The sequence below is a fragment of the Alteromonas sp. genome, from assembly GCF_984505615.1.
In genome coordinates this window covers 26382-50359 of record NZ_CFHOXV010000007.1, presented here as the reverse complement: position 1 = coordinate 50359, position 23978 = coordinate 26382, and the positions used below count along the sequence as shown (strand labels likewise).

Genomic DNA, 23978 nt, shown 5'->3' with positions numbered 1-23978 from the left:
CTCTAGCTTAATAATTAAGCGATGCCAGTTTTTTATTTAATTGTCAGAAATTTCCCGTCAGGGGTTCGCTTTTTATTCAAATCCTGTATAATTCGCGCCCTGCCCAGTTACGCCCACCTTTGGGAAGGTGGAAGAATCAGCCGGCTCGAAGGGGTCATTGTGTTGATTTTAAGGTGATTTCTGGTGTTCAGAAATCAGTAACGACGATATTATTCGGGTGAATTTGAAAATGAAAACTTTTGTTGCTAAGCCAGAAACGGTACAACGTGACTGGTATGTGGTAGACGCCACAGACAAAACTCTAGGCCGTTTGGCTTCTGAAATCGCACTACGCCTTCGTGGTAAGCACAAGCCAGAGTACACACCTCACGTGGACACTGGTGATTACATCGTAGTAATCAATGCTGAGAAAGTTGCGGTAACAGGCCGTAAAGCGCAAGACAAAATGTACTATGCGCACTCTGGTTACCCAGGTGGTCTTAAAGAGACAAACTTTGAAAAACTAATTGCTCACAAGCCAGAAATGGTTATTGAAAAAGCAGTTAAAGGCATGTTGCCAAAAGGCCCTCTAGGTCGCGCAATGTTCCGTAAAATGAAAGTTTACGCAGGTGCAGAGCACAAGCACACCGCACAGCAACCACAAGTTTTGGACATTTAAGGAGCTATTAACATGGCAGATACTCAATACTACGGCACAGGCCGCCGCAAAAGTTCTACTGCTCGTGTGTTCCTGCGTCCGGGTACAGGCAGCATCGTAGTTAACCAACGCGCGCTGGATACGTACTTTGGTCGTGAGACTGAGTGCATGGTTGTTCGTCAGCCTCTTGAGCTGGTAGAAATGACTGAGAAGTTTGACGTTTACGTTACTGTAAAAGGTGGCGGTTCAAACGGTCAGGCTGGTGCAATTCGTCACGGTTTGACTCGTGCTCTGATGGAGTATGATGAAGCGTTACGTCCTGCACTGCGCAAAGCTGGCTTTGTTACTCGTGACGCTCGTCGCGTTGAACGTAAGAAAGTTGGTCTGCACAAAGCACGTAAGAAGCCACAGTTCTCCAAGCGTTAATTCGCTTACTACTGTTATCAAAAACCCGGTCATCGACCGGGTTTTTTTATGCCTGTATTTTATTTACTGATAAGTTTGTCCGGTGTTTCTGCTGCACGCTGAAACACCGGAAAGACTCTGATTAGTCGCGCTAATCGCGGTAATTCAGCGCCGGCTTTCGATCTCCCAGCAGAGCTTCATATTCCACTTCTGATGCACGACGGTCAAATTCTGCTTTTGCTTCTTCAATAACTGCAGGTTGTTCGAATAATTTTATCGCAGTGAGAGCCAGTGTGCTGGCCGCAAGCGTCATACCTTTCTTACCGATGGACATGCCACCGGCAGCAACCGCCTGCCAGCTGTGGGGTGGTGTACCCGGAACCCAGGTTGCTGCACGCAATCCGGCTGTAGGTACCTGCCAGCTCACATCACCCACATCTGTTGATGCAGACCAGACAGGGATATCCTCTGAAAACTTCGCAACCTCACTTTGCTGGCCTTTCGCTTTCATGGCCGGTTTACCCAGTGACGGACGAATTTTATCAGCGAAGTTTTCTTCTTCAGCGCTGTAACTGATCCCGCCGAATGCGTGCATGCTGTTATCCATCTGGCGGGCCAGCGTCAGATTAGGCAGAATGTTCCAGGTGCCGCCAACAACTTCCTCTTCCATTTCTGTTTCCGTTCCCAGTGCTGCGGCTTCTGCTATTTTTTCCAGACGTTTCCATAAAGACAGTACCACTTCAGGTTCGGGGGAGCGTACGTAATAATAAACTTCAGCAAAATCGGGCACGATGTTCGGAGCGGCACCACCGTTGGTGATCACGTAGTGGATGCGGGTGCGGTCAGGTACATGTTCACGCATCATGTTTACCATCATGTTCATTGCTTCTACTGCATCCAGCGCGGAACGACCCCGTTCCGGCGCAGCCGCAGCGTGAGCCGCAATACCACGGAAGCGGAACTTTGCACTCTTGTTGGCAAGAGTGGAAGAAGCTTCGGCAGAGTTTCCGTCTCCCGGATGCCAGTGAAGTGCCACATCTACATCATCAAACAAACCTTCACGTGCCATATACACCTTTCCGGAACCACCTTCTTCCGCCGGCGTACCATATACCCGGATTTGGCCAGCGGTACCGGTGGCTTCCAGCCAGTCCTTCACAACCAGCGCAGCACCCACTGAACCACCGGCAAACAGGTGGTGGCCGCAGGCATGACCGTTGTGCATGCCGCTCTGTGGTTTTTTATCAGGAATCGCCTGCTGGGACAAACCGGGCAGAGCATCCATCTCTGCCAGCATGCCGATGACCGGACCATCGCCACCCCAGGTGGCTACGAAAGCGGTGGGCATACCTGCCACGCCGGCTTCAACGTTAAAGCCATGTTCACGGAGGACAGTCTGCATTAATGCTGAGCTTTGTGTTTCTTTATAGCCAACTTCGGCCCAGTTCCACAATGAGTCTGAAATGTTCTCCATTTGAGATTGATGATCAGCAATGGCGTTCTTAACAAACGTTGCGTCATCTTGCGCAGCAAAAGTGAAGTGTGTGCAAAAGGGCAGGGTGACCCAGAGAATTTTACTGAGTGTTCTCATGATATTAGTGACGCTCCTTGCTTTAATTAACCGGTTAATTGTGAATTTCGGGGCGGAGGTTTAATTATTATTAAATTCCCGCCGGAAAAACGGTTTTCCGGAACTGATAGACTATACTGAAGTCCGGCTGAAGATTTGACTCCGGTTCCGGCTTATTATTGAAATTGAACGGCAATACGTTCGGGTTTCATCATTGTGTGACATTCACCATACATCATGTCACTACAATGATAATAACAGGACAGGAATCATTAAATTTTTAAAAGGTCTTTGATTAAGCGCAGGTTATCGTTTTTTAATCGTTGATAAAACCTTGTAACAATAAGGGCTTTTCACTTATCATCTTTGGTCGAAATAATTATAAAGCATCGTGACGCTCACAACAGACGGGCGCTGACAGTGCAAATCAAGACAGGCCGACTGATACCGGTACGTAACTTTAATGTTAAAAAGTTGCTCCGGTATCAAAATCCAAATCTGGAGAATTGTGGATGAGTAACGTATCAGTAGATGCAAAAGACTCTGCACTCAACGGAAGCCAACCGGACAACACCCGCCGCCGTTTTTTAACGGTAGCAACTTCGGTGGTTGGTGCTGTTGGTGTTGCAGGTGCAGCGGTACCTTTTGTTACTTCCTGGAACCCGAGTGCGAAAGCCAAAGCCGCCGGCGCAGATGTTGAAGTGGACATCAGTGCGATTGAGCCGGGTCAGTTAATTCGTGTTATGTGGCGAAGCAAACCGGTCTGGATTGTACGCCGTACCCCGGAAGTGCTGGAAGAACTGGCCACTCACGAAGACAGTCTTCGCGATCCTGAGTCTGAAACAGAGCAGCAACCTGCATTTGCTAAAAACCGCTACCGTTCTCTGAAAGAGGAATACCTCATTCTGGTAGGTATTTGTACTCACCTTGGCTGTTCTCCGCAATACTTGAAAGACGGTGCCTTCGAAGAAGCCGTAGAGGGTGTACCCAGCGGATTTTTCTGTCCTTGTCACGGTTCCAAATTTGATATGGCCGGCCGTGTATTTCAGGGCGTACCTGCACCACTTAACCTGGTGGTTCCGCCTTATCAGTATGTTAACGACACCACCGTTATCATCGGTTCAGAAGCGGAGGCAGTTTAATTATGAATGCTTTTTTAAACTGGATTGAAGAGCGTATCCCGATGATGCGTGTGGCGAATATGCACGCCATTCAATATCCTGCTCCACGTAATATGAACTTCTGGTACGTATTTGGTTTTCTGGCCACCATCGTGCTGGTCAACCAAATCGTAACCGGTATCTGGTTAACCATGAACTTTAACCCGACGGCGGAAGGAGCATTCTTCTCTGTCGAGTACATTATGCGTGAAGTCGATTTCGGCTGGATCATCCGTTATATGCACAGTACCGGCGCATCTGCGTTCTTTATTGTGGTGTATATGCACATGTTCCGCGGCATGATTTACGGCTCCTATCAGAAACCCCGTGAGTTGCTGTGGGTTTTCGGTATGTTTATCTACCTCGCGTTAATGGCCGAAGCCTTCATGGGCTACGTACTTCCCTGGGGCCAAATGTCTTACTGGGGCGCACAGGTTATCGTGTCTCTGTTCGGTGCGATTCCGGTGATTGGTCCGGACCTGGTCATCTGGATTCAGGGCGACTATGTTATCTCCGGTGCTACGCTGAACCGCTTCTTTGCTCTGCACGTTATCGCTCTGCCACTGGTCATTGTCATTCTTGTGTTCCTGCACATCATTGCATTACACGAAGTGGGCTCTAATAACCCTGACGGTGTGGCCATCAAGCACAAGAAGGGCTCTCTGCCTGAAAGTGAAAAGACTAAATACGAAATCCACGAGTACTACACCAGTAAATATGACATCGCTGATGATGTGGTGCCCTTCTTCCCGCACATCGTGCTTAAGGATTTAGTGGCGTTCAGTATCTTCCTTTTCGTATTCTGTTACATCATGTTCTTTGCGCCAGAAATGGGGGGTAAGTTCCTTGAACATCCAAACTTTGAAATTGCTAACCCGCTGAAGACGCCGGAGCATATTTTCCCTGTGTGGTACTTCACACCTTTCTACGCCATCCTCAAAGCGGTGCCGGATAAGCTGTTTGGTGTTATTGCTATGTTTGGTGCCATTGCGGCCCTGTTTGCACTGCCGTGGCTTGACCGTGGACGGGTGAAGTCATGGCGTTACCGCTGTGGCCTGCACAAAGTCAACTTGCTGCTTTTCGCTGCGGTATTCGTATTCCTTGGTTACCTGGGCGGTACACCACAGGAAAACTGGAAAATCATTGCTTCTCAGGTGGCTACCGTGTTGTATTTTGGTTTCTTCGTGGCACTGTTCTTATACAGCAAAAATGAAACGACGAAGCCTGTACCAGCGAGGATCCCGAAATGAGAAAACTAATGTTGTTACTGGCATTCCTCGTACCGGGTATGGCGATGGCTGCCAGCGGAAATGTCCATCTGGACAAAGCGCCAGTTGATTTAACCGATAAAGCGTCGTTACAGCGCGGTGCCAAAATCTTTATGAATTACTGCCTGGGTTGCCACTCTATGCAATACCAGCGCTATCAGCGTACCTTCACCGATTTAGGTATTCCTGATGAGATTGGTCAGGAAAACCTCCAGTTTACCGGTGAGAAGGTGACGGATTACATCACCCGTTCTATGCCTGAAGAAGCAGCTGCTACCTGGTTTGGTGCGGCGCCGCCTGACCTGACGCTGGTGAACCGCGTCAGAGGCTCCGACTGGATTTATACTTACCTGCGCAGCTTTTATGTTGATGAAAGCCGTCCGTTTGGTGTGAACAATGTGGTATTTAAAGATGTAGGTATGCCTCATGTCCTTCAGCCGCTTCAGGGCACGCCCCGTTTAACCCATGAAGAAACCATGGTTGACGGTGAAATGAAAGAGCAGTTTGTGGGTATTAAAACCGATGGTGACGGTGCGCTGAGCACAGAAGAGTACGATCAGGCGATTGCTGACCTGGTTAACTTCCTTGCATACAGTGGCGAACCGTTCCGCCTGCAATCCGAAGCTATCGGAAAGTGGGTACTGGTGTTCATTGTTGTGCTGTTCATCTTCGTTTTCTTACTGAAGAAAGAATACTGGAAGGAAGTGCACTAATTTCTGTTAATTTGTGTATAATACGCAAGGGGGCATTCCGCCCCCTTTTTTAGCATTTGTTTCTGGTCGCAATACGGCCGGGCAAGGTAACACTCTCGACGGAGGAAAATGAATGGCCGTAGCCGCGAATAAGCGTTCAATCATGACGTTGTTCTCAGATACTATTGACATATATAGTCACCAGGTTCGTATTGTTTTGGCGGAAAAAGGTGTGGGTGTTGAAATTAGCTACACTGATCCAACTAACCTGCCTGAGGATCTGATTGATCTGAACCCCTACGGTACTGTGCCAACCCTCGTTGACAGAGAGTTAGTGTTATATAAATCCCATATCATCATGGAATACTTAGATGAGCGTTTCCCTCATCCTCCATTGATGCCGGTATACCCTGTTTCCCGTGGTCAGAGCCGCTTGATGATGCACCGCATCGAACAGGACTGGTATTCTCTGGCTGCGCGTATTTTCCGTAATGAAGGTGATGTAGAAGCTGCACGTAATGAATTACGTGAAGCGTTGCTTTCATTAGGTCCTATCTTTGCTGAAATGCCATTCTTCATGAGTGAAGAATTCAGCCTGGTGGATTGCTACCTGGCACCGCTGTTGTGGCGTTTACCTGCGTTGGGGATCACTCTGACCGGTAATGGCAGTAAAGAAGTGAATGCATACATGAACCGCATTTTCTCCCGCAGTTCTTTCAAAGCTTCTCTGACTGATCAGGAACGCGAAATTCATAATCCGTTATGAGTAAAATGACATCCAATCAGCCGTATTTGCTGCGTGCATTTTACGAATGGATTGTAGACAACCAGTTAACGCCCTACATTGTGGTAGATGCCACGGTGGATCGTGTTGATGTTCCGCAGGAATTCATTAAAGACGGCCAGATCGTGCTTAATGTTTCTCCTTCTGCGTGCGTTAACTTCTCGCTGGATCTGGACGCTATTTCGTTTCAGGCTCGTTTTGGTGGGCAACCCCGCCAGATCTATATGCCTTGCCATGCTGTACTGGCAATCTATGCCCGTGAGAATGGCGCAGGAACTGTTTTTGCCGTTGAAGATGAAATGCAGGCGCCTGAACAGTTGAGCGATGACGATACTGACACGCTGAACGGACCGTCTTCCGACGTTACCGATGGCGATTCTGAGAACGCGCCGGTGCCGCCGAAGAAAGGCAAACCTACGCTGAAAATCATTAAATAAAAAAATCCGGCCTCCGCGCCGGATTTTTTAATTCTGTTTAATACTGTTTCTTAAAAGTACTGCTGTTGTGATCTGGCCGTGAGCAAACCGGGAGGATCCTGCGCCAGGATAAATGCTCCATACAACAACAGAGAGCTTTATCATGGCAAACAGAACCCTTCGCTACACAACCCTCTGCATGGCCACCCTGCCGGCATTTACTTTAAGCGCCGCTGAAGTAGAAATATCAGTGGAAAACCTCACCCGGGGTATCGCATTCACACCTTTATTCATAGCAGCACACAGCAGCGACACCCATCTGTTCGTGACCGGTGAAGCAGCAAGCACAGAATTGCAGGCTATGGCGGAAGGCGGTGATATCTCAGGGCTGGAAACAGTGGCGGCCGGAGCGTCTGCTGATATGGTCAGTAATCCCGCTGGCGGATTACTTATGCCGGCAATGACCACATCTGCCATGCTGACCACCACTGACGGCAATACCCAACTGAGTCTGGTAGCCATGTTGTTGCCCACCAATGATGGCTTTGTTGGTTTAGACAGTTGGACCATACCGGAAACTCCCGGCACCTACATGATTTACCTGAATGCCTATGATGCCGGTACCGAGGCCAATGATGAAGTTCGCGGTAGCGGCGTACCCGGTGAAGCAGGTATGCCGGTTCCTCCTCCTCTGGAAGCGTTAGTCGGCACGGACGGCACCGGGGTGAATGCCACTATCACCAATGCGACCGTTCATATCCATCCCGGCAATCTGGGAGACGATATGCTAAGCGGTGGCATGAGTGATGTTCAAAACACGGTACAGCGCTGGCTCAATCCCGTAGCCAGAGTGGTTGTGACGGTAAGTGAATAGGAGTGGATATGATGAATCAACGGATAATACGCTTAAGCGCACTGACCGTCGCTTTATTCACCCTGGCGGCGTGTTCAGATGACGATGATGAAACCGTCGTTGAACCACCGGCACCAGAAATGCGCACTTATGAAATAACCGTAACCAATCTGACCGCTGCACAACTATTCTCGCCGGTCGCGGTGATTGCCAGTGACTCTGTGACTCTGTGGCAAACCGGCAGCGCTGCATCGGACGGGCTAGCCATGCTTGCCGAAGGAGGAGACAGCAGTGCACTGACAGCACAGGACGAGACGCTGGTTGCAGAAGCCGGTACTGAGCCATTGATGCCCGGAAGCAGCGAAACCTTTATGCTTACCATGGAAGCCAGTGATTCTGCTTTGTTGAGTGTTGTCACTATGCTGGTAAATACCAATGACGGATTCACAGGAATAACCGGGTTGGATTTATCTGCGCTGGTGACAAATGACGCGCTTACCATGTTGCCCCATGTCTACGATGCGGGTACAGAAGACAATACGGAGGCGGCGGGCACTATACCCGGTCCGGCAGATGGCGGGGAAGGTGTCAGCGAAGGCAGAGAGGCCCTTGATGCTGTCACATTTCATGGCGGCGTTGTCAGTGCAGAGGATGGACTGACAGACTCTGTTCTGGGTTCAGAACACCGTTTTGACAATCCGGCGATGAAATTAATTATCACCCGGGTGGAATAAAATACCGGCACCTCCGGTCTGTTTCTATGCGAGTCATTGCATATGAAAACAGCCGGAGGGAAGATGATTTTGTTAACTCAGCATGATCAGGCTCAATCACAACGGATCCGCAAGTGTCTGGAGGCACTGGGACACCAGTGTGTGACAACGCTTAGCGACCCCTGTGAGGCAATCTCGGCAAATCAATTTAGTCTGGTGGTTCTGGATATTGTATTGCCCGGCCGCTGCGGACTGGATGTATGCCGTCAAATCCGCCGGCAATACCCTCTGCTGCCTGTCATTATTGCTACCGCATCTCAAAGTGAAACTGACCATATCCTCGCGCTGGAACTCGGCGCAGACGATGTGGTGATGCTGTCGTGCCACGACAGGGTTTTACAGGCAAGAGTGAAAGTGCAGCTTCGCCGCTATCGTCCTGAATATGAGGAAAAGCCGCCGGAATGTCATCTTTTGCAGTCTGGCAGGTTATCTCTGGACATCAAATCCCATCAGGCAAGGATCGGCGAAAGGGCTCTGCCGCTTACCGCTACGGAATTTATGTTGCTTGCGCATTTTGTCCGTCATCCCAATCAGGTATTCAGCCGTAATCAGCTACTGGAAACAGTGTGGGGTCATCAGCTTGACTGCTATGAACATACCGTGGTGTCACACATCAACCGGTTGCGCAGTAAGCTGGCTGCAGATGAGAGCGTGGCCGCTATGCTGGAAACCGTGAGGGGAGTAGGATACCGCTTTACGCCCCGGCCGCCGGTAAGTAGTCTCCGGCAGCATCGTGCGTCTGCTGACAGATATTCTGCAGCCACGTATTAAGACGTGGCTGCCGGGGCGTGAATATGCTCAGGTTAAAAGCAGTGACGCAGTTCCCAGGAAGGCAAAAATACCCACCACATCGGTAATGGTTGTCAAAATAACGCTGCCGGCCAGCGCAGGGTCGATTTTCAGACGTTTCATGATCATGGGTAAGGTTGCACCGGATAGCGCAGCGGCAATCATGTTGACGAGCATGGCGAAGGCGATAACGAGGCCAAGCATAACATCCTGCTTCCACAGACCTATTACAGAAGCGATAAGTACTGCCCACATTACGCCGTTTAACAGGCCGATTGCCAGCTCTTTATTAACCAGCCACTTTGCGTTGCTGCCATTGACATGGCCCAGTGCCATACCACGGATAACCAGCGTGAGTGTCTGATTACCGGCTACACCACCCATGCTGGGAACGATGGTATTCAGGATAGCAAGCACGGCCATCTGGCTCAGTGTTGCTTCAAATAAGTCGCTGACCGCTGCGGCAAGGAGGGCGGTAACCAGATTCACAGCCAGCCATACGGAGCGGCGCTGGGTAGATTGTAACACCGGCGCGAAAGTATCTTCTTCATCATCCAGACCGGCCATACTCATCATCGAGTGCTCCGCATCCTCGCGGATAATGTCGACTACGTCATCGATGGTAATTCGACCGGCAAGGCGGTTTTTCTCGTCCACAACAGGGGCTGACAACCAGTTGTAACGTTCAAACAGACTGGCAACCTCACCGTCAGGCATATTAACAGGGATCGCTTCGGGATCATCATCCATGACCTCTGACACTTTATCGTCGGGATCCGCAGTCAGCAGGCGTGCTACCGGCACAATGCCCACCAGATTGTCTGTGCGGTTGACCACGTAAAATGTATCCGTGTTTTCCGGTAGATCCCCTTTCAGTCTGAGATAGCGCAACACCACATCAACAGTTACGTCAGGACGCAACGTAATGGTGTCGGTGTTCATGATAAAACCGGCGGTTTCTTCACCGTAAGACAGCGCCTGTTCTGCCCGGTGTCTGTCCTGAGTATCCATGGACTGCAGAATGTCCTGCAATACTTCATCCGGCAGACTGCTTAACGTTTCCGCCAGGTCATCGGTGTCCATTTCTTCAAGGGCATCAACAACCTTCTCAGGCACCATCTTGCTGATAATACCGTTACGTACATCTTCTGACAGTTCTTCTAAAATATCGCCGTGAAAATCGCCGTCTATGAGGTCCCAAAGTTCATCACGGGTCCGGGTCGGGCTGGATTCAAGGATCAGGGCAACATCGCTGGGTGGCAGCTCATGCAGCATTTTGCGCACAGAAACAAAACGGCCGTCATTTAACGCCGCATTCAGAGCCCATAGCTGGCTTTGTGCTGATTTGCTTTCGAGTGCTTCTGCCACGGAAATCCTTTGAGAAACAAACAGGGAGGTAGATAAAGAATACCTTACCCTCCGGAAACTGTCATCGGGAAAGCGGCGTATATCTGCCTGCGAATCGTCACAAACAGTCCGTTTGCACAAATTGTGAGCATCGGGGTGATTTATTGCTGCTGCGCTTCGCTTTGCTCTCTGCGCATCTTTTCAAACAGGGAGGGTTCCCAGGGACGCATCGCCAGCAACATACCAATATGCGTTCGTTCTGAAACCGGTAAAGATGAATCAGCATCGTTTAATTCTGCCGCTTCCGTTGACAGTTGCTTCAGGCGCTTCTCAATGATCCGGATGGATTCCTCTGAATAGCGGCCGCGGATGTATAGCCTGAACAGCCAGGGCTCACCCCGCTTCGGCGCCATGAACTTCACCATAACTTCCTGTTCCATAAACTGTGCTAACGGTCCTCCCGGGATCCAGCGGAAATTCTGGCCAATGCGCAGACGGTACCGGTTGCCGGGCAAAAGTTCTATCAGCCTGAGTTTATCGAGCTTTGCCAGCAGCCTGACACCTTCCAGTGGGTCTATCTCATAATGACCGGTGATATCGTCAAACTGCCATCCGTCCCTTACCAGCACGGCCATAAGCAAAAGCTTCGGGTTAGCCAGTAACTCTTTTTCCTGCTCTTCTGTTAACTGGGACAGGGCGGGCTGTTCCCGTTCGCTGAGTTGAAACAGTTCACTGAGGGTCAGGTCCATCACATCGCAAATTTGTGCCAGTCTCTCCAGAGTAAAGGCTTCCTGTGCAAAACATCTTTTAATGCTTGCCTCACTCAGGTCAAGGCGCTCCGCCAGTGATTTATAAGTAAAACCCCGCTGCTTCAAACTGCGTTTCAGGGTGCCGATGAGTTGCTTAATCTGCTGCATAGTATTAATAAGTGATACTTTTGGTGTTGAAATAGTCTACATCAATTATTTGAGTTTATTAATGTTCTTCTCCGGACTACTGTGAATACACAGTCACTACTGAGGAACTGAAAATGAAACATGGATTGATATCAGGTTTAGCAATACTGACACTGAGTTGCGGTGCAATGGCCGACGACTCAATACAACACAGCGGTCAGGCAAGTAAACACAGTGTGCTTGCAGCAACGGAAAGCGTGCAAACAACGGCGTCTGTGGCCAGCGCGGTATCAGTTGCACCGGTCGTTTTGAGTGTAGGAGTGGCAGTGATTGCGGCAGATTCAGCCCACTCCGTTCACCATAGCATTGAGAAAAGCAATAAACCTCTACCAGTAACAAAACGGGTGATTACTGCAGACCCGGCACCCAACGTGGTGATAAACCAGACTATCGTGACACAGGGGAAAACTCAATGAGGTCCGCCATAGCAATGCTCGCGTGTCTGGCGTTGCCTGTATTTGCCGGCAGTCAGGAAGAAGCCCCCCGCCGGCACGCCCCGGAGTCGATTATAAAGTTTGCAAAGCAAACCGAGCATTATCTGGCTGAGCAGGGAGCCTATGCGGCGATCATTGCGCGGGTTGGACGGGCGCCTGAAGACTTGCCTGAAGGTATTTCATTTACCCATACGGCAATTGCACTGTATTCCGATGTTACGCTGGATGACGGCACGGTAGAGCAGGGGTATGCAATACACAATTTATATCAGCTGGCAGATAAGCCGGGTACAAGCGTACTGAAAACGGATTATCCGGTGGATTTCTTTTGGGGAGCTACAGAATTAAAAGCCGGCATTATTATTCCCGATTGGGGAGTGCAGCAGAAAATCGTTGCCCTGTATGCGCAGGACAAGGCGAAATTGCTTCACGAACCGTCCTATTCCGTTATTGCGAGCCCGTTTACGGAAGGAAAGCAAAACTGCACTGAGTACACCCTTGATGTGCTGAATGCTGCTATTTACGACACTACTGACAGTCATCGCCTGAAAAACAATACGCAGGCATGGTTTAAAGCACAGCCGGTGAAGGTTAACAAAATGAAGTTGCGGTTAGGCAGTTGGGTGAGCAGCGGTGTGTCGTTAAGCGACCATCCTGGCGCGATACAAACCGCTACGTTTACCACAATTGCTAATTATCTGGAAAACAATCAACTGGTGGCACATCAAACCGTGCTGTATGCCAGTCACTGATATAAAACGGAGATCATCATGAACGCAAATAAACCAACGAAAGCCTTTTTTATTGCTTCTGTTATTGCACTGCTGACAGGATTTGCTGCTTACATCACCGGACTACTGAATGCCGATATGCCACTTAATGAAAAAGGCTACTACTTTGCTGTATTTCTCTTTGGACTGTTTGCTGCCGTGTCTGTACAAAAAACAGTGCGGGACAAAATGGAAGGCATACAGACAACGAAAATATACCTGATGTTGTGCTGGTTTGGCCTTGGTTCTGCTATTGCACTGTTAGTCGTTGGTCTGGTAAATGCCAACCTGTTGCTGAGTGAAAAAGGATTTTATGGGATGGCTTTTGTACTGAGTTTGTTTGCCGCGATTACGGTGCAAAAAAATGTCAGGGACAATGCGGCAGCGGAATAAGACGTGAGGTTGAAGGCTCAGATCGCAGGATCCGGGTCTTTAACATAGTCAGACAGGACGTGATTGAATTTATCGATGAAGCCCGGGTCCACAGATTGTTTACTGAACATGAAGTGGACGTCCTGTACGTTAACGGGATTATTACTGATTTCCAGTTCGAGATGCAGCAGTTCAGCATTAAAGCTAATCACTCTGATATCGTCCAGCACCAAATCGACACGGCCTCTGTTCAGAAACTGTAACCGCCGTTTAACGGAATCCAGATGAATAAGCTGCGCGCTGTACTGCTCAGTGACTGTTTCATTAAACCAGTCGCCGAACCACCCACCGGTATTTAACGCCAGGGTTTTGCCTTCCCTTAGTAAGGTTTCAAGAGATTTGCCGGCATATTCGTTATGATGGGAAGGATGAAAGGCAAAGCTGATGGTTTCTTTGCGGTAAGGAACAGAAAAATAGTTTTTCAGTGCTCTCGCCGGTGTGAAAGCTGCACCTGTAACTACATCAATTTGCCCCAGTTCTATTTGCTGAGTGACCCGTCTTTCAGGCAGGATCTGGCTTTCCAGTGCATAATCCAGCTTGCCTAAAACCGACTTCAACAATTGGTAGTCTTCACCGGCCGGCTCATTATTGTCTGTTATGTACAGATAAGGAGGCCAGGCTGTACCACCGGTTGTCAGACTTTTTCTGTGCTCAGCACACCATACAGAGCTTTGATAAGCCATCGCTGTCAAAAAGATGATTAAACTGATGAAACGTTTCAACGGGTTTGCCTTTAAGCCTTCGCCGGCACTACACACTCAGTGGTGTGCCGGCGCTATTCATCTTCGTTAAATCTGCCTGCAATTAATGCCTCAACAGCATCCATTGCAGCTTCAGCATCAGGACCTTCAGAGATCACAGTAACCTGTTCCCCCTGATGACTTTCCATCATCATCAGTCCCAGTACACTATTGGCATTAGCCTGCTTATCGCCTTTTTGTAAAATAACTTCGGCATCGAACTGATTCGCCAGTTGCACCAACTGCGTTGCAGCCCGGGCATGCAGGCCCAGTTTATTAACAATAGTCAGAGATTTCTCTATGCGCATTATTTACTTTGCTCCCTGTGGCGGATCTGGACATCAGGATGAGATTCCCGGAAGTTTTTCGCCAGTGATTCCGCTACATAAACTGAACGGTGCTGTCCGCCGGTACATCCGATAGCGACTGTCACATAACTGCGGTTATTCCGTTCAAGGTGCGGCAGCCAGGTCGTGATGAGGTTCTGAATCTGCCAGATAAATTTAGTCACAATAGGCTGGGAACTGAGGAAAACCTGAACCGGTGTATCCAGGCCTGTCAGGTGTTTTAAATCCGGCTCCCAGTGAGGGTTTGGCAGAAAACGGGCGTCAAATACATAGTCTGCATCTTTGGGAATACCGTGTTTAAAGCCGAATGATTCAAATACCAGAACAAGTCGTGAGCTTTTCTTACCGAGGATACGCTCGCGGATTAATTCTGCCAGCTGGTGGATGCTCAGAGAGTCGGTATCAATATTCAAATCCGCTCTTTCTGCTACGGGGGCCAGTAATTCCCGTTCTGTCTGAATGGCATCAGACAATGATTTATTCAGTTTGGCCAGCGGGTGTAACCGGCGGGTTTCGCTGAACCGGCGCACCAGCATATCGTCACTTGCGTCAATATATACGATGGTGACAGTCCATGACTGAGGCAGGTAGTCGAGAATTTCAACCAGCTCAGAAGGCTCTTTAGGCAAGTTCCTGACATCAATACTCACAGCTACCTGCTCGTATTCATCGGCGACAGTGTGTGTCAGGGCTGGTAGCAGATTAACCGGAATATTATCGACGCAGTAATACCCCAGATCCTCAAGGGCACGAAGTGCTACTGATTTTCCTGAACCTGAACGTCCGCTGATGATAATTAACTTCACGCCGTTTCTCCTGAAGTCACGTGTTGTCGGTGCGTATTACACTAAGTTACTGTAATGCGCGAATAATATCATCACTTGTCTGAGCTTTGCGGATAGTTTTTATGGTTTCTTTATCGCTGAGTTTCCCGGCAACCATGGCCAGAGTTTGTAAATGTCCTTCGGTTTGTTCCTGAGGGACAAGCAGAGTAAAGAAAATATCCACAGGTTTATTGTCGATTGCATCAAAATCGATGGCGGGCGTGCTGGTAACCACAATGGCGATGACTTTTTCCAGTCCGGCCAGACGACCATGGGGGAGGGCAATGCCGTTACCTATACCTGTGCTGCCCATTCGCTCACGGGCCAGCAGGCTACTTAACACGGTGGCTTCATCTACATCGGGGTTATTTTTAGCTGCAATCCCGCTGATGATTTCGAGAATGCGTTTTTTGCTATTGCACTGGACCGCACACTCGGTGCGGTCCAGGCTGACTATGGCTTGTATATCCATGAATTCAATTAGTGCTTTTTAAGCTTTTCCTTGTGTTTCAGGACCTGCCTGTCGAGTTTATCGACCATGCTGTCAATGGCAGCATACATGTCCTGATTTTCGGAAGAGGCGAAGACTTCCGCGCCGCTAAGATGAACCGTTGCTTCTGCTTTTTGGCTAAGCTTTTCAACATTTAAAATAACGTGCACATTTGATATGTGGTCAAAATGACGTTCCAGTTTGCTGAACTTAGTATCGACATAATTACGCAAAGAATCAGTGATCTCAATGTGATGACCAGAAAGGTTGATTTGCATATTTCGTCTTCCTTATTTTGAGCAGCCTTAAGTTAGATAAGGCTTTTGCGTTGGTTAGACGGCGGGATCGACAAGGATTCCCGGTACTTTGCTATTGTTCGCCGGGCAACCATAATGCCTTGATCGGCCAACAACGAAGCAATCTTGCTGTCACTCAGTGGCTTGCCTGGATTTTCAGCGGCAACCAGCTTCTTAATCAGGGCGCGAATCGCTGTCGATGAACACTCTCCACCTGATTCAGTGGCAACGTGGCTGGAGAAGAAATACTTCAACTCGAAAATACCACGGGGCGTGTGCATGTACTTCTGCGTTGTTACCCTGGAAATAGTAGATTCGTGCATATCTACCATTTCTGCGACATCATTCAGCACCATTGGTTTCATCATTTCAGGGCCATGCTCAAAAAAGCCCATCTGTTGCTGAACAATACAATTTGCTACTTTCAGCAGCGTATCGTTCCGGCTCTCAAGGCTCTTAATGAACCATTTAGCTTCTTGCATGTGAGAGCGGATAAATTGTGAATCGCTGCTGTTTCTTGCTTTACGGCTCATTGCAGCGTACTGCTGATTAACACTGAGCTTAGGCAGGCTGTCGGGGTTTAATTCTACAACCCAACGGCCATTTTTCTTCGCAACCGATACATCCGGAATGACATATTCGGGTTCTTTCGTAATTAATGCACTGCCCGGACGGGGATTAAGCGTTTGCAGCAAACGCATCGCTTCCCGCAACTGATCTTCTTTCAGGCGGGTTTTACGCATTAACGTACGGTAGTCTTTACTGCCCAACAGATCGGAATGCTCTCTGAGCAGCAGTTTAGCTTCTTCCAGCCACGGTGTTTCCGGTGCAAATTGTGCCAGCTGAACTAACAAGCACTCCTGCGGTGTGCGGGACCCGGAACCGAGAGGATCAAAAAGCTGAATACGTTTAAGTACACACTCAACCTCATCTTCTTCAACGGGCTCTTCCATATCTTCACTGTTAACGCTTTGCAGAATGTCGTCAACGGTAACCGTGAGATAGCCGGACTCATCAATAGAATCGATGATCGCCAGTGCAATGGCGCGGTCTGTATCAGAAAAAGGTGTCAGACGCATTTGCCACAGCAGATGGTCCTGAATATTTTCGGTGGTTTCACCCTGAAAGATTTGTTCATCGTCGCCACCGGAAGGGCCGGGCGCGGGTGCAGAAGACGCAGAAATGTACTCATCCCAGGTACTGTCGATGGGCAGCTCGTCCGGTAAATCATTCTTTTCCAGTGCTTCCCCGGTATCCATGCTGTCAGAAGATGAGGCTGATGCAGACTCTTGCATGCTGTCATCATTATCGATGTTATTTTTCTCAATTACATCGTTGTCGGAGCTGTCGTCGACTTCCAGCAAAGGATTAGAGTCGAGGGCTTCCTGAATTTCTTGTTGTAAGTCCAGCGTAGACAACTGCAATAGCTTGATCGCCTGCTGAAGCTGAGGCGTCATTGTCAGTTGTTGGCTAAATTTTAACTGTAAAGATGGTTTCATCTACGTCTTATATAAACTCTAAAAAGGACATCCGGTTGTAGCGGTGTGAGTGCCGGTGGCGAAATCTCCGCTAAATGCTCATCCCGATATCTTAACTATAGCCTGAATTGCTCACCAAGGTATACATCACGAACTTTTTGATTACTTAATACCTGTTCTGCGGTGCCCTGAGCAATCAGTTCTCCATGACTGACGATATAGGCCTCTTCACACACATCAAGGGTTTCCCTGACATTGTGGTCGGTGATGAGGATACCGATACCTCTGTCCCGTAAGTGCTGAATGATCTTCTTTATATCATTAACCGAAATCGGGTCAACTCCGGCGAAGGGTTCATCGAGCAAAATAAATTGCGGATTGGCTGCCAGTGCGCGGGCAATTTCAACCCGGCGGCGTTCGCCACCCGACAAACTCATACCTGTGCTATTACGTATATGGTTAATATTAAATTCATCAAGTAGTGCATCCGCTTCCTGCTCACGTTGATGACTTTTTAAGTCTTTACGCGTCTGCAATATCGCCATGATGTTTTCATGTACGGTCAGCTTGCGGAAAATGGATGCCTCCTGGGGCAAATAACCAATTCCCCGGCGGGCACGTTCGTGCATTGGCTGGTGAGTCAGCTCCTGCTCATCTATGAGGATTTTGCCTTTATCCAGCGGCACAAGACCGACAATCATGTAAAACGTTGTGGTTTTACCTGCACCGTTAGGACCCAGCAGACCTACTATCTGTCCGGTAGAAACCGATAAACTAACGTCACGGACGACCTGGCGTGATTTATACGACTTTGCCAGATGAGTCGCACTCAGGGTTGCCATGTAACTCAGTTACCCTCGTTTTCGTTGCTGTCTGAAGTCTTGTTCTCTTCCTTCAACTCTTTAACTGTGTCAGGACGGAAAACCGTGGTTACCCGGCCGTTGCTGTTACTTTCACCGCCGGTTGCCAGAAGTTGCTCTTTTGACATGTCATAGGTGATGCTATCTCCCTGGACCATGCTGGTATCTTGCTGGATTTTCGCATCACCTTGCAAGGAAATAAGTTGTTTGGCGACTTCGTAGCGAATTTCATTTGCGCTGGCTTTTACCTTTGCACCGTCATCCAGGGTTTGAGAATAACTGGCTGGTTTTCCGCGGGCGATAAAAATTTCTTTTCCTTCGCCTTCACTGGCGATGGCTTCCACTTCATCTGCGGCAATAATGAGTGAACCCTGGGTGATTTTCACATCGTCTTTAAAAACCGATTTTTTCTTCTTACCGTCGATAAACTGTGACTTGGCATCCACGGTAATCGGCTTTTCAAAATCACCGGAGCCGGCCATTGCCTCACCGGCAACAGCAAGCAGCGTTATTACTGCAAAAAGGCTAACTGCCCGGGGAATAAATTGTCTGCACATGATCAATTAACTCATATTGTTGGGTACGCAGGTTCGCATTGAAACCGTTACTTTTAATGATGGTCTGTACGCCGCGTATATCTACCGGCTGGTCTGAAGTCATGGTTTTGTCATCCAGATTCACCTTAATAAAATTGGTTGTGATGGTCTGGATAAACTCTTCAGGGTTCAGGCTTTTTATCAGCACATTGTCTTCCAGCTGGATCAGGTCATCGTTGTAGAGTGTGCCTTCATCAGCGGTAACTTGCCATGGGGCCTCGTCATCATTCACATAGACAGTGTATTTGGGTTGGTCGAATAACACAAAGCCTAGTTGGTCGTAATGCTCCATAGAGGCGGCAAAGACTTCGTGGTTGAGTTTGCCTTCTTCGTTGTACAGCGTGGTTGTCAAATTCTTTGCTTTATAGGCAGGGCGTAAGGCGTCTGCACCGGCTTTTTTCGCCGGTGCCTGCTCTTCTGCCATCCATACAGGAAGGTACATCAGCAGCGCCATAACAAACAGCGCAGAAATACTGATCCCTAAACGGTTCATACACTGGCCCCGTGTATGGTGTCCAGCGTACCGAGCGCTTGTAAAATTACATCACAGACTTCCCGTACTGCCCCGAATCCACCATTTTTTGTGGTGATCCAGTTCGCTTCGCGGGTAACGGCCGGATGGGCATCTTTCACCGCAATTTTTGTTTCGGCAAACCGGTACATGCCAAGATCCGGCATATCATCACCGATAGCTGCGACCTCTGATGGCGCCAGATTCAACATTTCGCACAACTGAGCCATAGCCGTGGCTTTATCTTCCTGACCCTGAATAATGTGCTTCACATTCAGGGCGGTCATGCGATTCTTTACAATGGCCGAGTCGCGGCCGGTTATGACAGCAACGTCCACACCACTGTTTATTAATGCTTTAACGCCATAGCCATCGCGGGTGTGAAAGGCTTTTAACTCTTCACCATTGTTGCCAAGGTAAATTCTGCCGTCAGAAAATACGCCGTCGATATCACAAACGAGCAGTTTCAGCCCTTTGAGTTTTTCAAACCGCTCTTCACTGATCACACCGTAAAAAGTGACTTCATGTCCCATCAGAGAACTCCTGCTTTAAGCAACATATGCATGTTGAATGCGCCGACGGGGTGATCATTTTCATCCACCACCATCAGCGCACTGATCTTGTGTTTTTCCATTAAATTTAACGCTTCCACTGCCAGTGTAGCGGAGCGGGTAGTTTTCCCGCCGCGGGTCATAACATTGGCTACCGGAGTGGTATGAATGTCGGTTCTGGCGTCCAGGATTCGTCTCAGATCGCCGTCGGTAAAAATACCGCTGAGTTTGCCGCTGTCATCTGTAATACCTGTCATTCCCAGACCTTTAGAAGATATTTCCAGCAGAGCCTGTGAAATGGTCGCGGCAGACGATACAAGAGGAAGAGCGTCGCCGGTCAGCATGATATCGCCCACTTTGAGTAACAGTTTCCGGCCCAGACTGCCGCCCGGGTGAGAGAGGGCGAAATCATCTGATGTGAATCCTTTAGCATCCAGCAGTGCAATGGCCAGCGCGTCACCCATTACCAGCGTTGCTGTAGTACTTGAGGTCGGTGCAAGCCCCAGCGAACAGGCTTCTTTTTCCACACTGATATTGAGTACCACATCGGCATGCTGGCCGAGGGTGCTTGATTCGCTGTTCGTCATCGCGATGACAGGCACAGACAGCCGCTTGACCACGGGAAGCAGATTCACCAGTTCGCCGGTTTCTCCGGAATTTGAAATGGCCAGCAATATGTCTGTCTGACTGAGCATGCCGAGATCGCCATGATTGGCTTCGCCAGGGTGCATGAAAAAGGCCGGTGTGCCTGTACTGGCAAGAGTCGCAGCAATTTTACGCCCGATGTGGCCGGATTTCCCCATGCCGCACACGACGACTTTGCCTTTGCATTCAGACAACAAGGTGCAGGCTTGCTCAAATTTATTGTCCAGCCGGGATGCCAGCGCACTTACTGCGCTGGTTTCAATTTCTATGACCCGTCTGGCTGACGCGATATACGGTGAATTACTCATTTAACCAAATAACCAGAATTGATACGCCACAAAGCATAGTACAAAGATGCCACCTTCCAGGCGGCCTAACTGGCGTTTGCCGATAAAATTAAAGCTCAGGAAAAATAATAACACTGTGAGACCAAACATCACCCACATGTCTCTGTTATACACATTCTCGTCCAGTAGCCCGGGAGCAATGAGCCCAGGCATACCTAATACTGCCAGCAGATTAAAGATATTCGAGCCGATAACATTTCCCAGTGCCAGGTCGCTTTCACCTTTCAGTACACCGGCCACACTGGCGGCCAGTTCCGGTAAGCTGGTGCCCAGCGCTATGATTGTCAGACCGATCACCAGGTCGGACACACCGAAAAAATGGGCGATATCTACTGCCGCATTCACCATGAAATGGGCGCTGAGTGGCAGTAACACAATACCCACGCCAACCCACAACACCGCAGAACCGGTATTTACACCATCGGGAATTTCTCCGTCAGTTTCTTTCACCAGGGGATCTTCTTTATCTACCTGTAATGAAATCCAGGCCATACCTGCGAGTACAAATATAAACAGGCCGAGGAGAATCATGCCTTCCAGGTGAGCCAGTTTGCCGTTATTAAGAAAGAACATGGCAAGCACGGTTACACCAAGCAGAACCGGGAATTCACGTTTTAATGTAGAGGAAGAGACGACGAGCGGTTTTACCAGGGCCGTGATACCCAGCACAAGAGCAACATTGGTAATATTCGAGCCCAGCGCATTACCTACCGCTGTGTTCATATTGCCATTTGAGGAGGCGATAGCCGATACAACAATTTCCGGTGCTGATGACCCCATAGCGACAATGGTTAAACCAATCATCATGGGGGAGATTCCGATATTTTTCGCCAGTGCGGAAGCGCCATAAACGAAGCGGTCGGCACTCCAGCTAAGTACAGCAAGACCCAGCAGGAAAATACAGATAGAAAGTATCACAAGTTACCATTCGTCCTTTGTTTTTTCGGATTGTCGCAAAAAGTACAGCATTTGCATACGGTTTAGATAGAATACCTGCTAATACGGTTGCAACTGGTTATAAGTGCAACAGTTGCTGTTGCTTTTCCGCTATCTGCAAGCATATTTCTGCTCTGTATCAACAACATCAATGTGATAAATCATCCGGATTGTCAAAAACTGTCAGCATGATGACAAAAGTGTAATCGCGCTGTGACGGATTTTTTTACGTACAAAAGAGAGTGGTCAGTCTTGAGGCTGGCTCTGATGGCATGATTCTCGCTGGCAAGCTTGCCGGAACCGGAGAAATTTGCGCAGACAGTGGCAATAAAAGCAAGCGTAAAGTTTTCGAAAAATGCGAACACACCTTGTAACTTTTTCGTTTTGGCGGCTGTCCTCAAATGAAGATACAATGGTATATGTAAAATCGGGTAGTAGCATTTTCTGCTACCGCCGGCAAAGAACATAAAGGGAAGGCGCGTCTTCAAGAATATGGGAAATTTAGTGGAAATAGACAACATGACATTCCGGCGCGGATCCCGCGTTATCTATGACGGAGTGTCGATTGTTGTTCCCAAAGGCAAGATTACAGCGGTAATGGGCCCGAGCGGAATCGGCAAAACAACGTTGCTGAAATTGATTGGCGGGCAGCTCCCGCCGGATGAAGGCGATATCCGCTTCGATGGCGACAGTATTGTTTCTATGAGTCGCAGCGAGTTATACAAAACCCGTCGTCGCATGAGCATGTTGTTTCAGAGCGGAGCGCTTTTTACTGACATGACGGTACGCGACAACGTAGCGTTTCCGCTCAAAGAACATACAAAACTCAGCGATGATATTATCAACACCATTGTCGCACTTAAGCTACAGGCTGTAGGGTTACGTGGTGCGGCAGATATGATGCCCAGTGAACTGTCCGGTGGTATGGCCAGACGTGCTGCATTGGCCCGTTCTATTTCTCTGGATCCGGACCTCATCATGTATGACGAGCCTTTCGCTGGCCAGGATCCCATCTCCATGGGGGTGCTGGTGAAATTGATTCGCGAGCTGAATGATGCCCTTGATGTCACCAGTATCGTGGTGACACACGATGTCACGGAAGTACTTACCATTGCTGATTACATCTACATTCTGGCGGATAAACGCATTATCGGTCAGGGCACTGCCGAAGAGATTAAAAACAGCGATTCTGCACTGGTGCAGCAGTTTCTGAATGGTGAAGCCGATGGTCCGGTGCCATTTCATTATCCGGCAAAAGACTTATCCGACAGTTTGTTTGGGGGTAAGTCATGAAGTTTCTTCAACAAACCGGCGCTGCAACCATCGCCAAAGTAGCTGCAATTGGCCGTGCAGGCATCATGCTTTCCGGTGCCTTATTTGCTGCCCCCAAGGTTAAGAATATCTCACTGACTATTCGCCAGCTTTATGTTGTTGGTGTGCAATCACTGCTGATTATTCTGGTATCAGGCCTGTTCATTGGCATGGTAATGGCGCTGCAGGGTTATACCATTCTGGTGGGCTATGGTGCCGAAGGCAGCCTGGGGCCAATGGTCGCACTGTCATTGTTACGGGAACTGGGGCCGGTGGTCACCGCATTGTTATTCGCCGGTCGTGCAGGTTCTGCATTAACTGCTGAAATCGGGTTAATGAAAGCCACAGAGCAATTATCCAGTCTGGAAATGATGGCGGTGGATCCTCTTCGCAGAGTGGTTGCTCCCCGTTTCTGGGCCGGCATGATTGCTATGCCGTCACTGGCAATGATATTCAGTGCGGTTGGTATTCTGGGTGGTCACCTGGTTGGTGTCGACTGGCTGGGTGTTGATGGCGGTAGTTACTGGTCGTTGATGCAATCAACGGTTGAATGGCAAAAAGATGTGGTCAACGGCGTCATAAAAAGCCTCGTGTTTGCCCTGGTTGTGACCTGGATTGCCATATTTAAAGGATATGATTCGGTTCCGACCTCAGAAGGCATCAGTAAAGCCACGACGGAAACCGTTGTTTTTTCATCATTAGCTGTATTGGGGTTGGACTTCGTACTCACTGCCCTGATGTTCGGAATTGAGTAGAGGAT

The 23978-nt window shown here is 48.9% G+C and carries 30 protein-coding genes; 15 read left to right on the top strand and 15 right to left on the bottom strand.

Going from position 1 to position 23978, the window contains the following annotated elements; translation table 11 throughout:
- Positions 1-229: 229 nt before the first annotated feature.
- Positions 230-658 carry a 50S ribosomal protein L13 gene (rplM, locus tag AC4PME_RS06725; RefSeq protein ID WP_014948329.1) on the top strand — a complete coding sequence of 143 codons (429 nt, stop codon included), beginning with the start codon at positions 230-232 and terminating at the stop codon, positions 656-658.
- Positions 659-670: 12 nt separating this feature from the next.
- A complete protein-coding gene (gene rpsI, locus AC4PME_RS06720) occupies positions 671-1063 on the top strand; it encodes a 30S ribosomal protein S9 (RefSeq protein WP_119500166.1) in 393 nt (130 codons plus the stop codon).
- A gap of 130 nt (positions 1064-1193) precedes the next feature.
- On the opposite strand, the gene AC4PME_RS06715 is transcribed toward rpsI, so the two are convergent.
- Positions 1194-2633, bottom strand: a complete 1440-nt coding sequence (locus AC4PME_RS06715; RefSeq protein WP_119500167.1) for an amidohydrolase — start codon at positions 2631-2633, stop codon at positions 1194-1196.
- A gap of 491 nt (positions 2634-3124) precedes the next feature.
- Between AC4PME_RS06715 and petA the strand changes: the two genes are divergently transcribed.
- From petA to AC4PME_RS06675, 8 genes are all read left to right on the top strand, one after another.
- Complete coding sequence (petA, locus tag AC4PME_RS06710) at positions 3125-3754, top strand: ubiquinol-cytochrome c reductase iron-sulfur subunit (RefSeq protein ID WP_119500168.1); 630 nt, start codon at positions 3125-3127, stop codon at positions 3752-3754.
- Between the two features lie 2 nt (positions 3755-3756).
- Complete coding sequence (locus tag AC4PME_RS06705; protein ID WP_119500169.1) at positions 3757-5022, top strand: cytochrome b; 1266 nt, start codon at positions 3757-3759, stop codon at positions 5020-5022.
- On the top strand, positions 5019-5753 hold the full coding sequence (locus tag AC4PME_RS06700) for a cytochrome c1 (protein WP_119500170.1): 735 nt from the start codon (positions 5019-5021) through the stop codon (positions 5751-5753). Before AC4PME_RS06705 ends, AC4PME_RS06700 begins: the two co-directional genes overlap by 4 nt.
- Positions 5754-5865: 112 nt before the next feature.
- Positions 5866-6498, top strand: a complete 633-nt coding sequence (gene sspA, locus AC4PME_RS06695; protein WP_119500171.1) for a stringent starvation protein SspA — start codon at positions 5866-5868, stop codon at positions 6496-6498.
- On the top strand, positions 6495-6953 hold the full coding sequence (locus AC4PME_RS06690) for a ClpXP protease specificity-enhancing factor (RefSeq protein ID WP_181013649.1): 459 nt from the start codon (positions 6495-6497) through the stop codon (positions 6951-6953). The genes sspA and AC4PME_RS06690 overlap by 4 nt, the downstream gene beginning before the upstream one ends.
- Before the next feature lie 178 nt (positions 6954-7131).
- Complete coding sequence (locus tag AC4PME_RS06685) at positions 7132-7806, top strand: spondin domain-containing protein (protein WP_232373536.1); 675 nt, start codon at positions 7132-7134, stop codon at positions 7804-7806.
- Between the two features lie 8 nt (positions 7807-7814).
- Positions 7815-8519 carry a spondin domain-containing protein gene (locus tag AC4PME_RS06680; protein ID WP_119503296.1) on the top strand — a complete coding sequence of 235 codons (705 nt, stop codon included), beginning with the start codon at positions 7815-7817 and terminating at the stop codon, positions 8517-8519.
- Between the two features lie 63 nt (positions 8520-8582).
- A complete protein-coding gene (locus AC4PME_RS06675) occupies positions 8583-9329 on the top strand; it encodes a response regulator transcription factor (protein WP_490708223.1) in 747 nt (248 codons plus the stop codon).
- Between the two features lie 27 nt (positions 9330-9356).
- Here the strand turns inward: AC4PME_RS06675 and mgtE are convergent, their stop codons facing one another.
- Both mgtE and AC4PME_RS06665 read right to left on the bottom strand, forming a co-directional pair.
- On the bottom strand, positions 9357-10715 hold the full coding sequence (mgtE, locus tag AC4PME_RS06670; protein WP_119500174.1) for a magnesium transporter: 1359 nt from the start codon (positions 10713-10715) through the stop codon (positions 9357-9359).
- A 140-nt stretch (positions 10716-10855) separates the two neighbouring features.
- Complete coding sequence (locus AC4PME_RS06665; RefSeq protein WP_119500175.1) at positions 10856-11611, bottom strand: helix-turn-helix domain-containing protein; 756 nt, start codon at positions 11609-11611, stop codon at positions 10856-10858.
- A 113-nt stretch (positions 11612-11724) separates the two neighbouring features.
- On the opposite strand from AC4PME_RS06665, the gene AC4PME_RS06660 reads away from it, so the two are divergent.
- From AC4PME_RS06660 to yiaA, 3 genes are read left to right on the top strand one after another with little or no spacing between them, the layout of a single operon-like run.
- Positions 11725-12066 (top strand): hypothetical protein, encoded by a 342-nt coding sequence (locus AC4PME_RS06660; protein WP_490708222.1) that lies wholly within the window; start codon positions 11725-11727, stop codon positions 12064-12066.
- Complete coding sequence (locus tag AC4PME_RS06655) at positions 12063-12836, top strand: DUF2145 domain-containing protein (RefSeq protein WP_490708221.1); 774 nt, start codon at positions 12063-12065, stop codon at positions 12834-12836. The genes AC4PME_RS06660 and AC4PME_RS06655 overlap by 4 nt, the downstream gene beginning before the upstream one ends.
- A gap of 18 nt (positions 12837-12854) precedes the next feature.
- Positions 12855-13247 carry an inner membrane protein YiaA gene (gene yiaA / locus AC4PME_RS06650; RefSeq protein WP_491045164.1) on the top strand — a complete coding sequence of 131 codons (393 nt, stop codon included), beginning with the start codon at positions 12855-12857 and terminating at the stop codon, positions 13245-13247.
- 17 nt (positions 13248-13264) lie between these two features.
- Here yiaA and AC4PME_RS06645 read toward each other — a convergent pair whose 3' ends face one another.
- The 12 genes from AC4PME_RS06645 to AC4PME_RS06590 all read right to left on the bottom strand — a co-directional run bounded on the left by AC4PME_RS06645 (position 13265) and on the right by AC4PME_RS06590 (position 21889).
- Positions 13265-14008, bottom strand: a complete 744-nt coding sequence (locus AC4PME_RS06645; protein WP_491045165.1) for a substrate-binding periplasmic protein — start codon at positions 14006-14008, stop codon at positions 13265-13267.
- Positions 14009-14061: 53 nt separating this feature from the next.
- On the bottom strand, positions 14062-14334 hold the full coding sequence (locus tag AC4PME_RS06640; protein WP_119500180.1) for an HPr family phosphocarrier protein: 273 nt from the start codon (positions 14332-14334) through the stop codon (positions 14062-14064).
- Positions 14334-15179, bottom strand: coding sequence for an RNase adapter RapZ (gene rapZ / locus AC4PME_RS06635; protein WP_119500181.1), 846 nt, complete (start codon positions 15177-15179; stop codon positions 14334-14336). The genes AC4PME_RS06640 and rapZ overlap by 1 nt, the downstream gene beginning before the upstream one ends.
- A 46-nt stretch (positions 15180-15225) precedes the next feature.
- Positions 15226-15669: a PTS IIA-like nitrogen regulatory protein PtsN gene (gene ptsN / locus AC4PME_RS06630; protein WP_119500182.1), complete on the bottom strand. Its 444-nt coding sequence runs from the start codon at positions 15667-15669 to the stop codon at positions 15226-15228.
- Between the two features lie 8 nt (positions 15670-15677).
- Positions 15678-15965 carry a ribosome hibernation promoting factor gene (hpf, locus tag AC4PME_RS06625; RefSeq protein ID WP_119500183.1) on the bottom strand — a complete coding sequence of 96 codons (288 nt, stop codon included), beginning with the start codon at positions 15963-15965 and terminating at the stop codon, positions 15678-15680.
- Positions 15966-15997: 32 nt separating this feature from the next.
- On the bottom strand, positions 15998-17482 hold the full coding sequence (locus AC4PME_RS06620; RefSeq protein ID WP_119500184.1) for an RNA polymerase factor sigma-54: 1485 nt from the start codon (positions 17480-17482) through the stop codon (positions 15998-16000).
- 95 nt (positions 17483-17577) lie between these two features.
- On the bottom strand, positions 17578-18303 hold the full coding sequence (lptB, locus tag AC4PME_RS06615) for an LPS export ABC transporter ATP-binding protein (RefSeq protein WP_119500185.1): 726 nt from the start codon (positions 18301-18303) through the stop codon (positions 17578-17580).
- Positions 18304-18308: 5 nt separating this feature from the next.
- Positions 18309-18878 (bottom strand): lipopolysaccharide transport periplasmic protein LptA, encoded by a 570-nt coding sequence (lptA, locus tag AC4PME_RS06610; protein ID WP_119500186.1) that lies wholly within the window; start codon positions 18876-18878, stop codon positions 18309-18311.
- Positions 18847-19410 (bottom strand): LPS export ABC transporter periplasmic protein LptC, encoded by a 564-nt coding sequence (gene lptC, locus AC4PME_RS06605; RefSeq protein ID WP_119500187.1) that lies wholly within the window; start codon positions 19408-19410, stop codon positions 18847-18849. The genes lptA and lptC overlap by 32 nt, the downstream gene beginning before the upstream one ends.
- Complete coding sequence (gene kdsC / locus AC4PME_RS06600; RefSeq protein ID WP_119500188.1) at positions 19407-19961, bottom strand: 3-deoxy-manno-octulosonate-8-phosphatase KdsC; 555 nt, start codon at positions 19959-19961, stop codon at positions 19407-19409. The genes lptC and kdsC overlap by 4 nt, the downstream gene beginning before the upstream one ends.
- Positions 19961-20932 carry a KpsF/GutQ family sugar-phosphate isomerase gene (locus tag AC4PME_RS06595; RefSeq protein WP_490708220.1) on the bottom strand — a complete coding sequence of 324 codons (972 nt, stop codon included), beginning with the start codon at positions 20930-20932 and terminating at the stop codon, positions 19961-19963. Before AC4PME_RS06595 ends, kdsC begins: the two co-directional genes overlap by 1 nt.
- Complete coding sequence (locus tag AC4PME_RS06590; RefSeq protein ID WP_490708219.1) at positions 20933-21889, bottom strand: calcium/sodium antiporter; 957 nt, start codon at positions 21887-21889, stop codon at positions 20933-20935.
- A gap of 510 nt (positions 21890-22399) precedes the next feature.
- On the opposite strand from AC4PME_RS06590, the gene AC4PME_RS06585 reads away from it, so the two are divergent.
- Both AC4PME_RS06585 and mlaE read left to right on the top strand, forming a co-directional pair.
- Positions 22400-23200 carry an ATP-binding cassette domain-containing protein gene (locus AC4PME_RS06585; RefSeq protein ID WP_490708218.1) on the top strand — a complete coding sequence of 267 codons (801 nt, stop codon included), beginning with the start codon at positions 22400-22402 and terminating at the stop codon, positions 23198-23200.
- The gene (gene mlaE / locus AC4PME_RS06580; RefSeq protein WP_119500193.1) at positions 23197-23973 is read left to right on the top strand and encodes a lipid asymmetry maintenance ABC transporter permease subunit MlaE; all 777 of its coding nucleotides are present in this window, start codon (positions 23197-23199) and stop codon (positions 23971-23973) included. The genes AC4PME_RS06585 and mlaE overlap by 4 nt, the downstream gene beginning before the upstream one ends.
- The last annotated feature ends 5 nt before the right edge of the window (positions 23974-23978 follow it).

What these genes read in the sequence shown, in the direction of transcription:
- rplM (WP_014948329.1), top strand. Translation starts at nt 230, where the DNA reads ATGAAAACTTTTGTTGCTAAGCCAGAAACGGTACAACGTGACTGGTAT.
- AC4PME_RS06660 (WP_490708222.1), top strand. Translation starts at nt 11,725, where the DNA reads ATGAAACATGGATTGATATCAGGTTTAGCAATACTGACACTGAGTTGC.
- AC4PME_RS06715 (WP_119500167.1), bottom strand. Translation starts at nt 2,633, where the DNA reads ATGAGAACACTCAGTAAAATTCTCTGGGTCACCCTGCCCTTTTGCACA.
- petA (WP_119500168.1), top strand. Translation starts at nt 3,125, where the DNA reads ATGAGTAACGTATCAGTAGATGCAAAAGACTCTGCACTCAACGGAAGC.
- AC4PME_RS06675 (WP_490708223.1), top strand. Translation starts at nt 8,583, where the DNA reads ATGATTTTGTTAACTCAGCATGATCAGGCTCAATCACAACGGATCCGC.
- AC4PME_RS06680 (WP_119503296.1), top strand. Translation starts at nt 7,815, where the DNA reads ATGATGAATCAACGGATAATACGCTTAAGCGCACTGACCGTCGCTTTA.
- lptB (WP_119500185.1), bottom strand. Translation starts at nt 18,303, where the DNA reads ATGGCAACCCTGAGTGCGACTCATCTGGCAAAGTCGTATAAATCACGC.
- rpsI (WP_119500166.1), top strand. Translation starts at nt 671, where the DNA reads ATGGCAGATACTCAATACTACGGCACAGGCCGCCGCAAAAGTTCTACT.
- AC4PME_RS06655 (WP_490708221.1), top strand. Translation starts at nt 12,063, where the DNA reads ATGAGGTCCGCCATAGCAATGCTCGCGTGTCTGGCGTTGCCTGTATTT.
- mlaE (WP_119500193.1), top strand. Translation starts at nt 23,197, where the DNA reads ATGAAGTTTCTTCAACAAACCGGCGCTGCAACCATCGCCAAAGTAGCT.
- lptA (WP_119500186.1), bottom strand. Translation starts at nt 18,878, where the DNA reads ATGTGCAGACAATTTATTCCCCGGGCAGTTAGCCTTTTTGCAGTAATA.
- yiaA (WP_491045164.1), top strand. Translation starts at nt 12,855, where the DNA reads ATGAACGCAAATAAACCAACGAAAGCCTTTTTTATTGCTTCTGTTATT.
- hpf (WP_119500183.1), bottom strand. Translation starts at nt 15,965, where the DNA reads ATGCAAATCAACCTTTCTGGTCATCACATTGAGATCACTGATTCTTTG.
- AC4PME_RS06700 (WP_119500170.1), top strand. Translation starts at nt 5,019, where the DNA reads ATGAGAAAACTAATGTTGTTACTGGCATTCCTCGTACCGGGTATGGCG.
- lptC (WP_119500187.1), bottom strand. Translation starts at nt 19,410, where the DNA reads ATGAACCGTTTAGGGATCAGTATTTCTGCGCTGTTTGTTATGGCGCTG.
- AC4PME_RS06690 (WP_181013649.1), top strand. Translation starts at nt 6,495, where the DNA reads ATGAGTAAAATGACATCCAATCAGCCGTATTTGCTGCGTGCATTTTAC.
- AC4PME_RS06705 (WP_119500169.1), top strand. Translation starts at nt 3,757, where the DNA reads ATGAATGCTTTTTTAAACTGGATTGAAGAGCGTATCCCGATGATGCGT.
- kdsC (WP_119500188.1), bottom strand. Translation starts at nt 19,961, where the DNA reads ATGGGACATGAAGTCACTTTTTACGGTGTGATCAGTGAAGAGCGGTTT.
- AC4PME_RS06685 (WP_232373536.1), top strand. Translation starts at nt 7,132, where the DNA reads ATGGCCACCCTGCCGGCATTTACTTTAAGCGCCGCTGAAGTAGAAATA.
- sspA (WP_119500171.1), top strand. Translation starts at nt 5,866, where the DNA reads ATGGCCGTAGCCGCGAATAAGCGTTCAATCATGACGTTGTTCTCAGAT.
- ptsN (WP_119500182.1), bottom strand. Translation starts at nt 15,669, where the DNA reads ATGGATATACAAGCCATAGTCAGCCTGGACCGCACCGAGTGTGCGGTC.
- AC4PME_RS06665 (WP_119500175.1), bottom strand. Translation starts at nt 11,611, where the DNA reads ATGCAGCAGATTAAGCAACTCATCGGCACCCTGAAACGCAGTTTGAAG.
- AC4PME_RS06595 (WP_490708220.1), bottom strand. Translation starts at nt 20,932, where the DNA reads ATGAGTAATTCACCGTATATCGCGTCAGCCAGACGGGTCATAGAAATT.
- AC4PME_RS06620 (WP_119500184.1), bottom strand. Translation starts at nt 17,482, where the DNA reads ATGAAACCATCTTTACAGTTAAAATTTAGCCAACAACTGACAATGACG.
- AC4PME_RS06640 (WP_119500180.1), bottom strand. Translation starts at nt 14,334, where the DNA reads ATGCGCATAGAGAAATCTCTGACTATTGTTAATAAACTGGGCCTGCAT.
- AC4PME_RS06585 (WP_490708218.1), top strand. Translation starts at nt 22,400, where the DNA reads ATGGGAAATTTAGTGGAAATAGACAACATGACATTCCGGCGCGGATCC.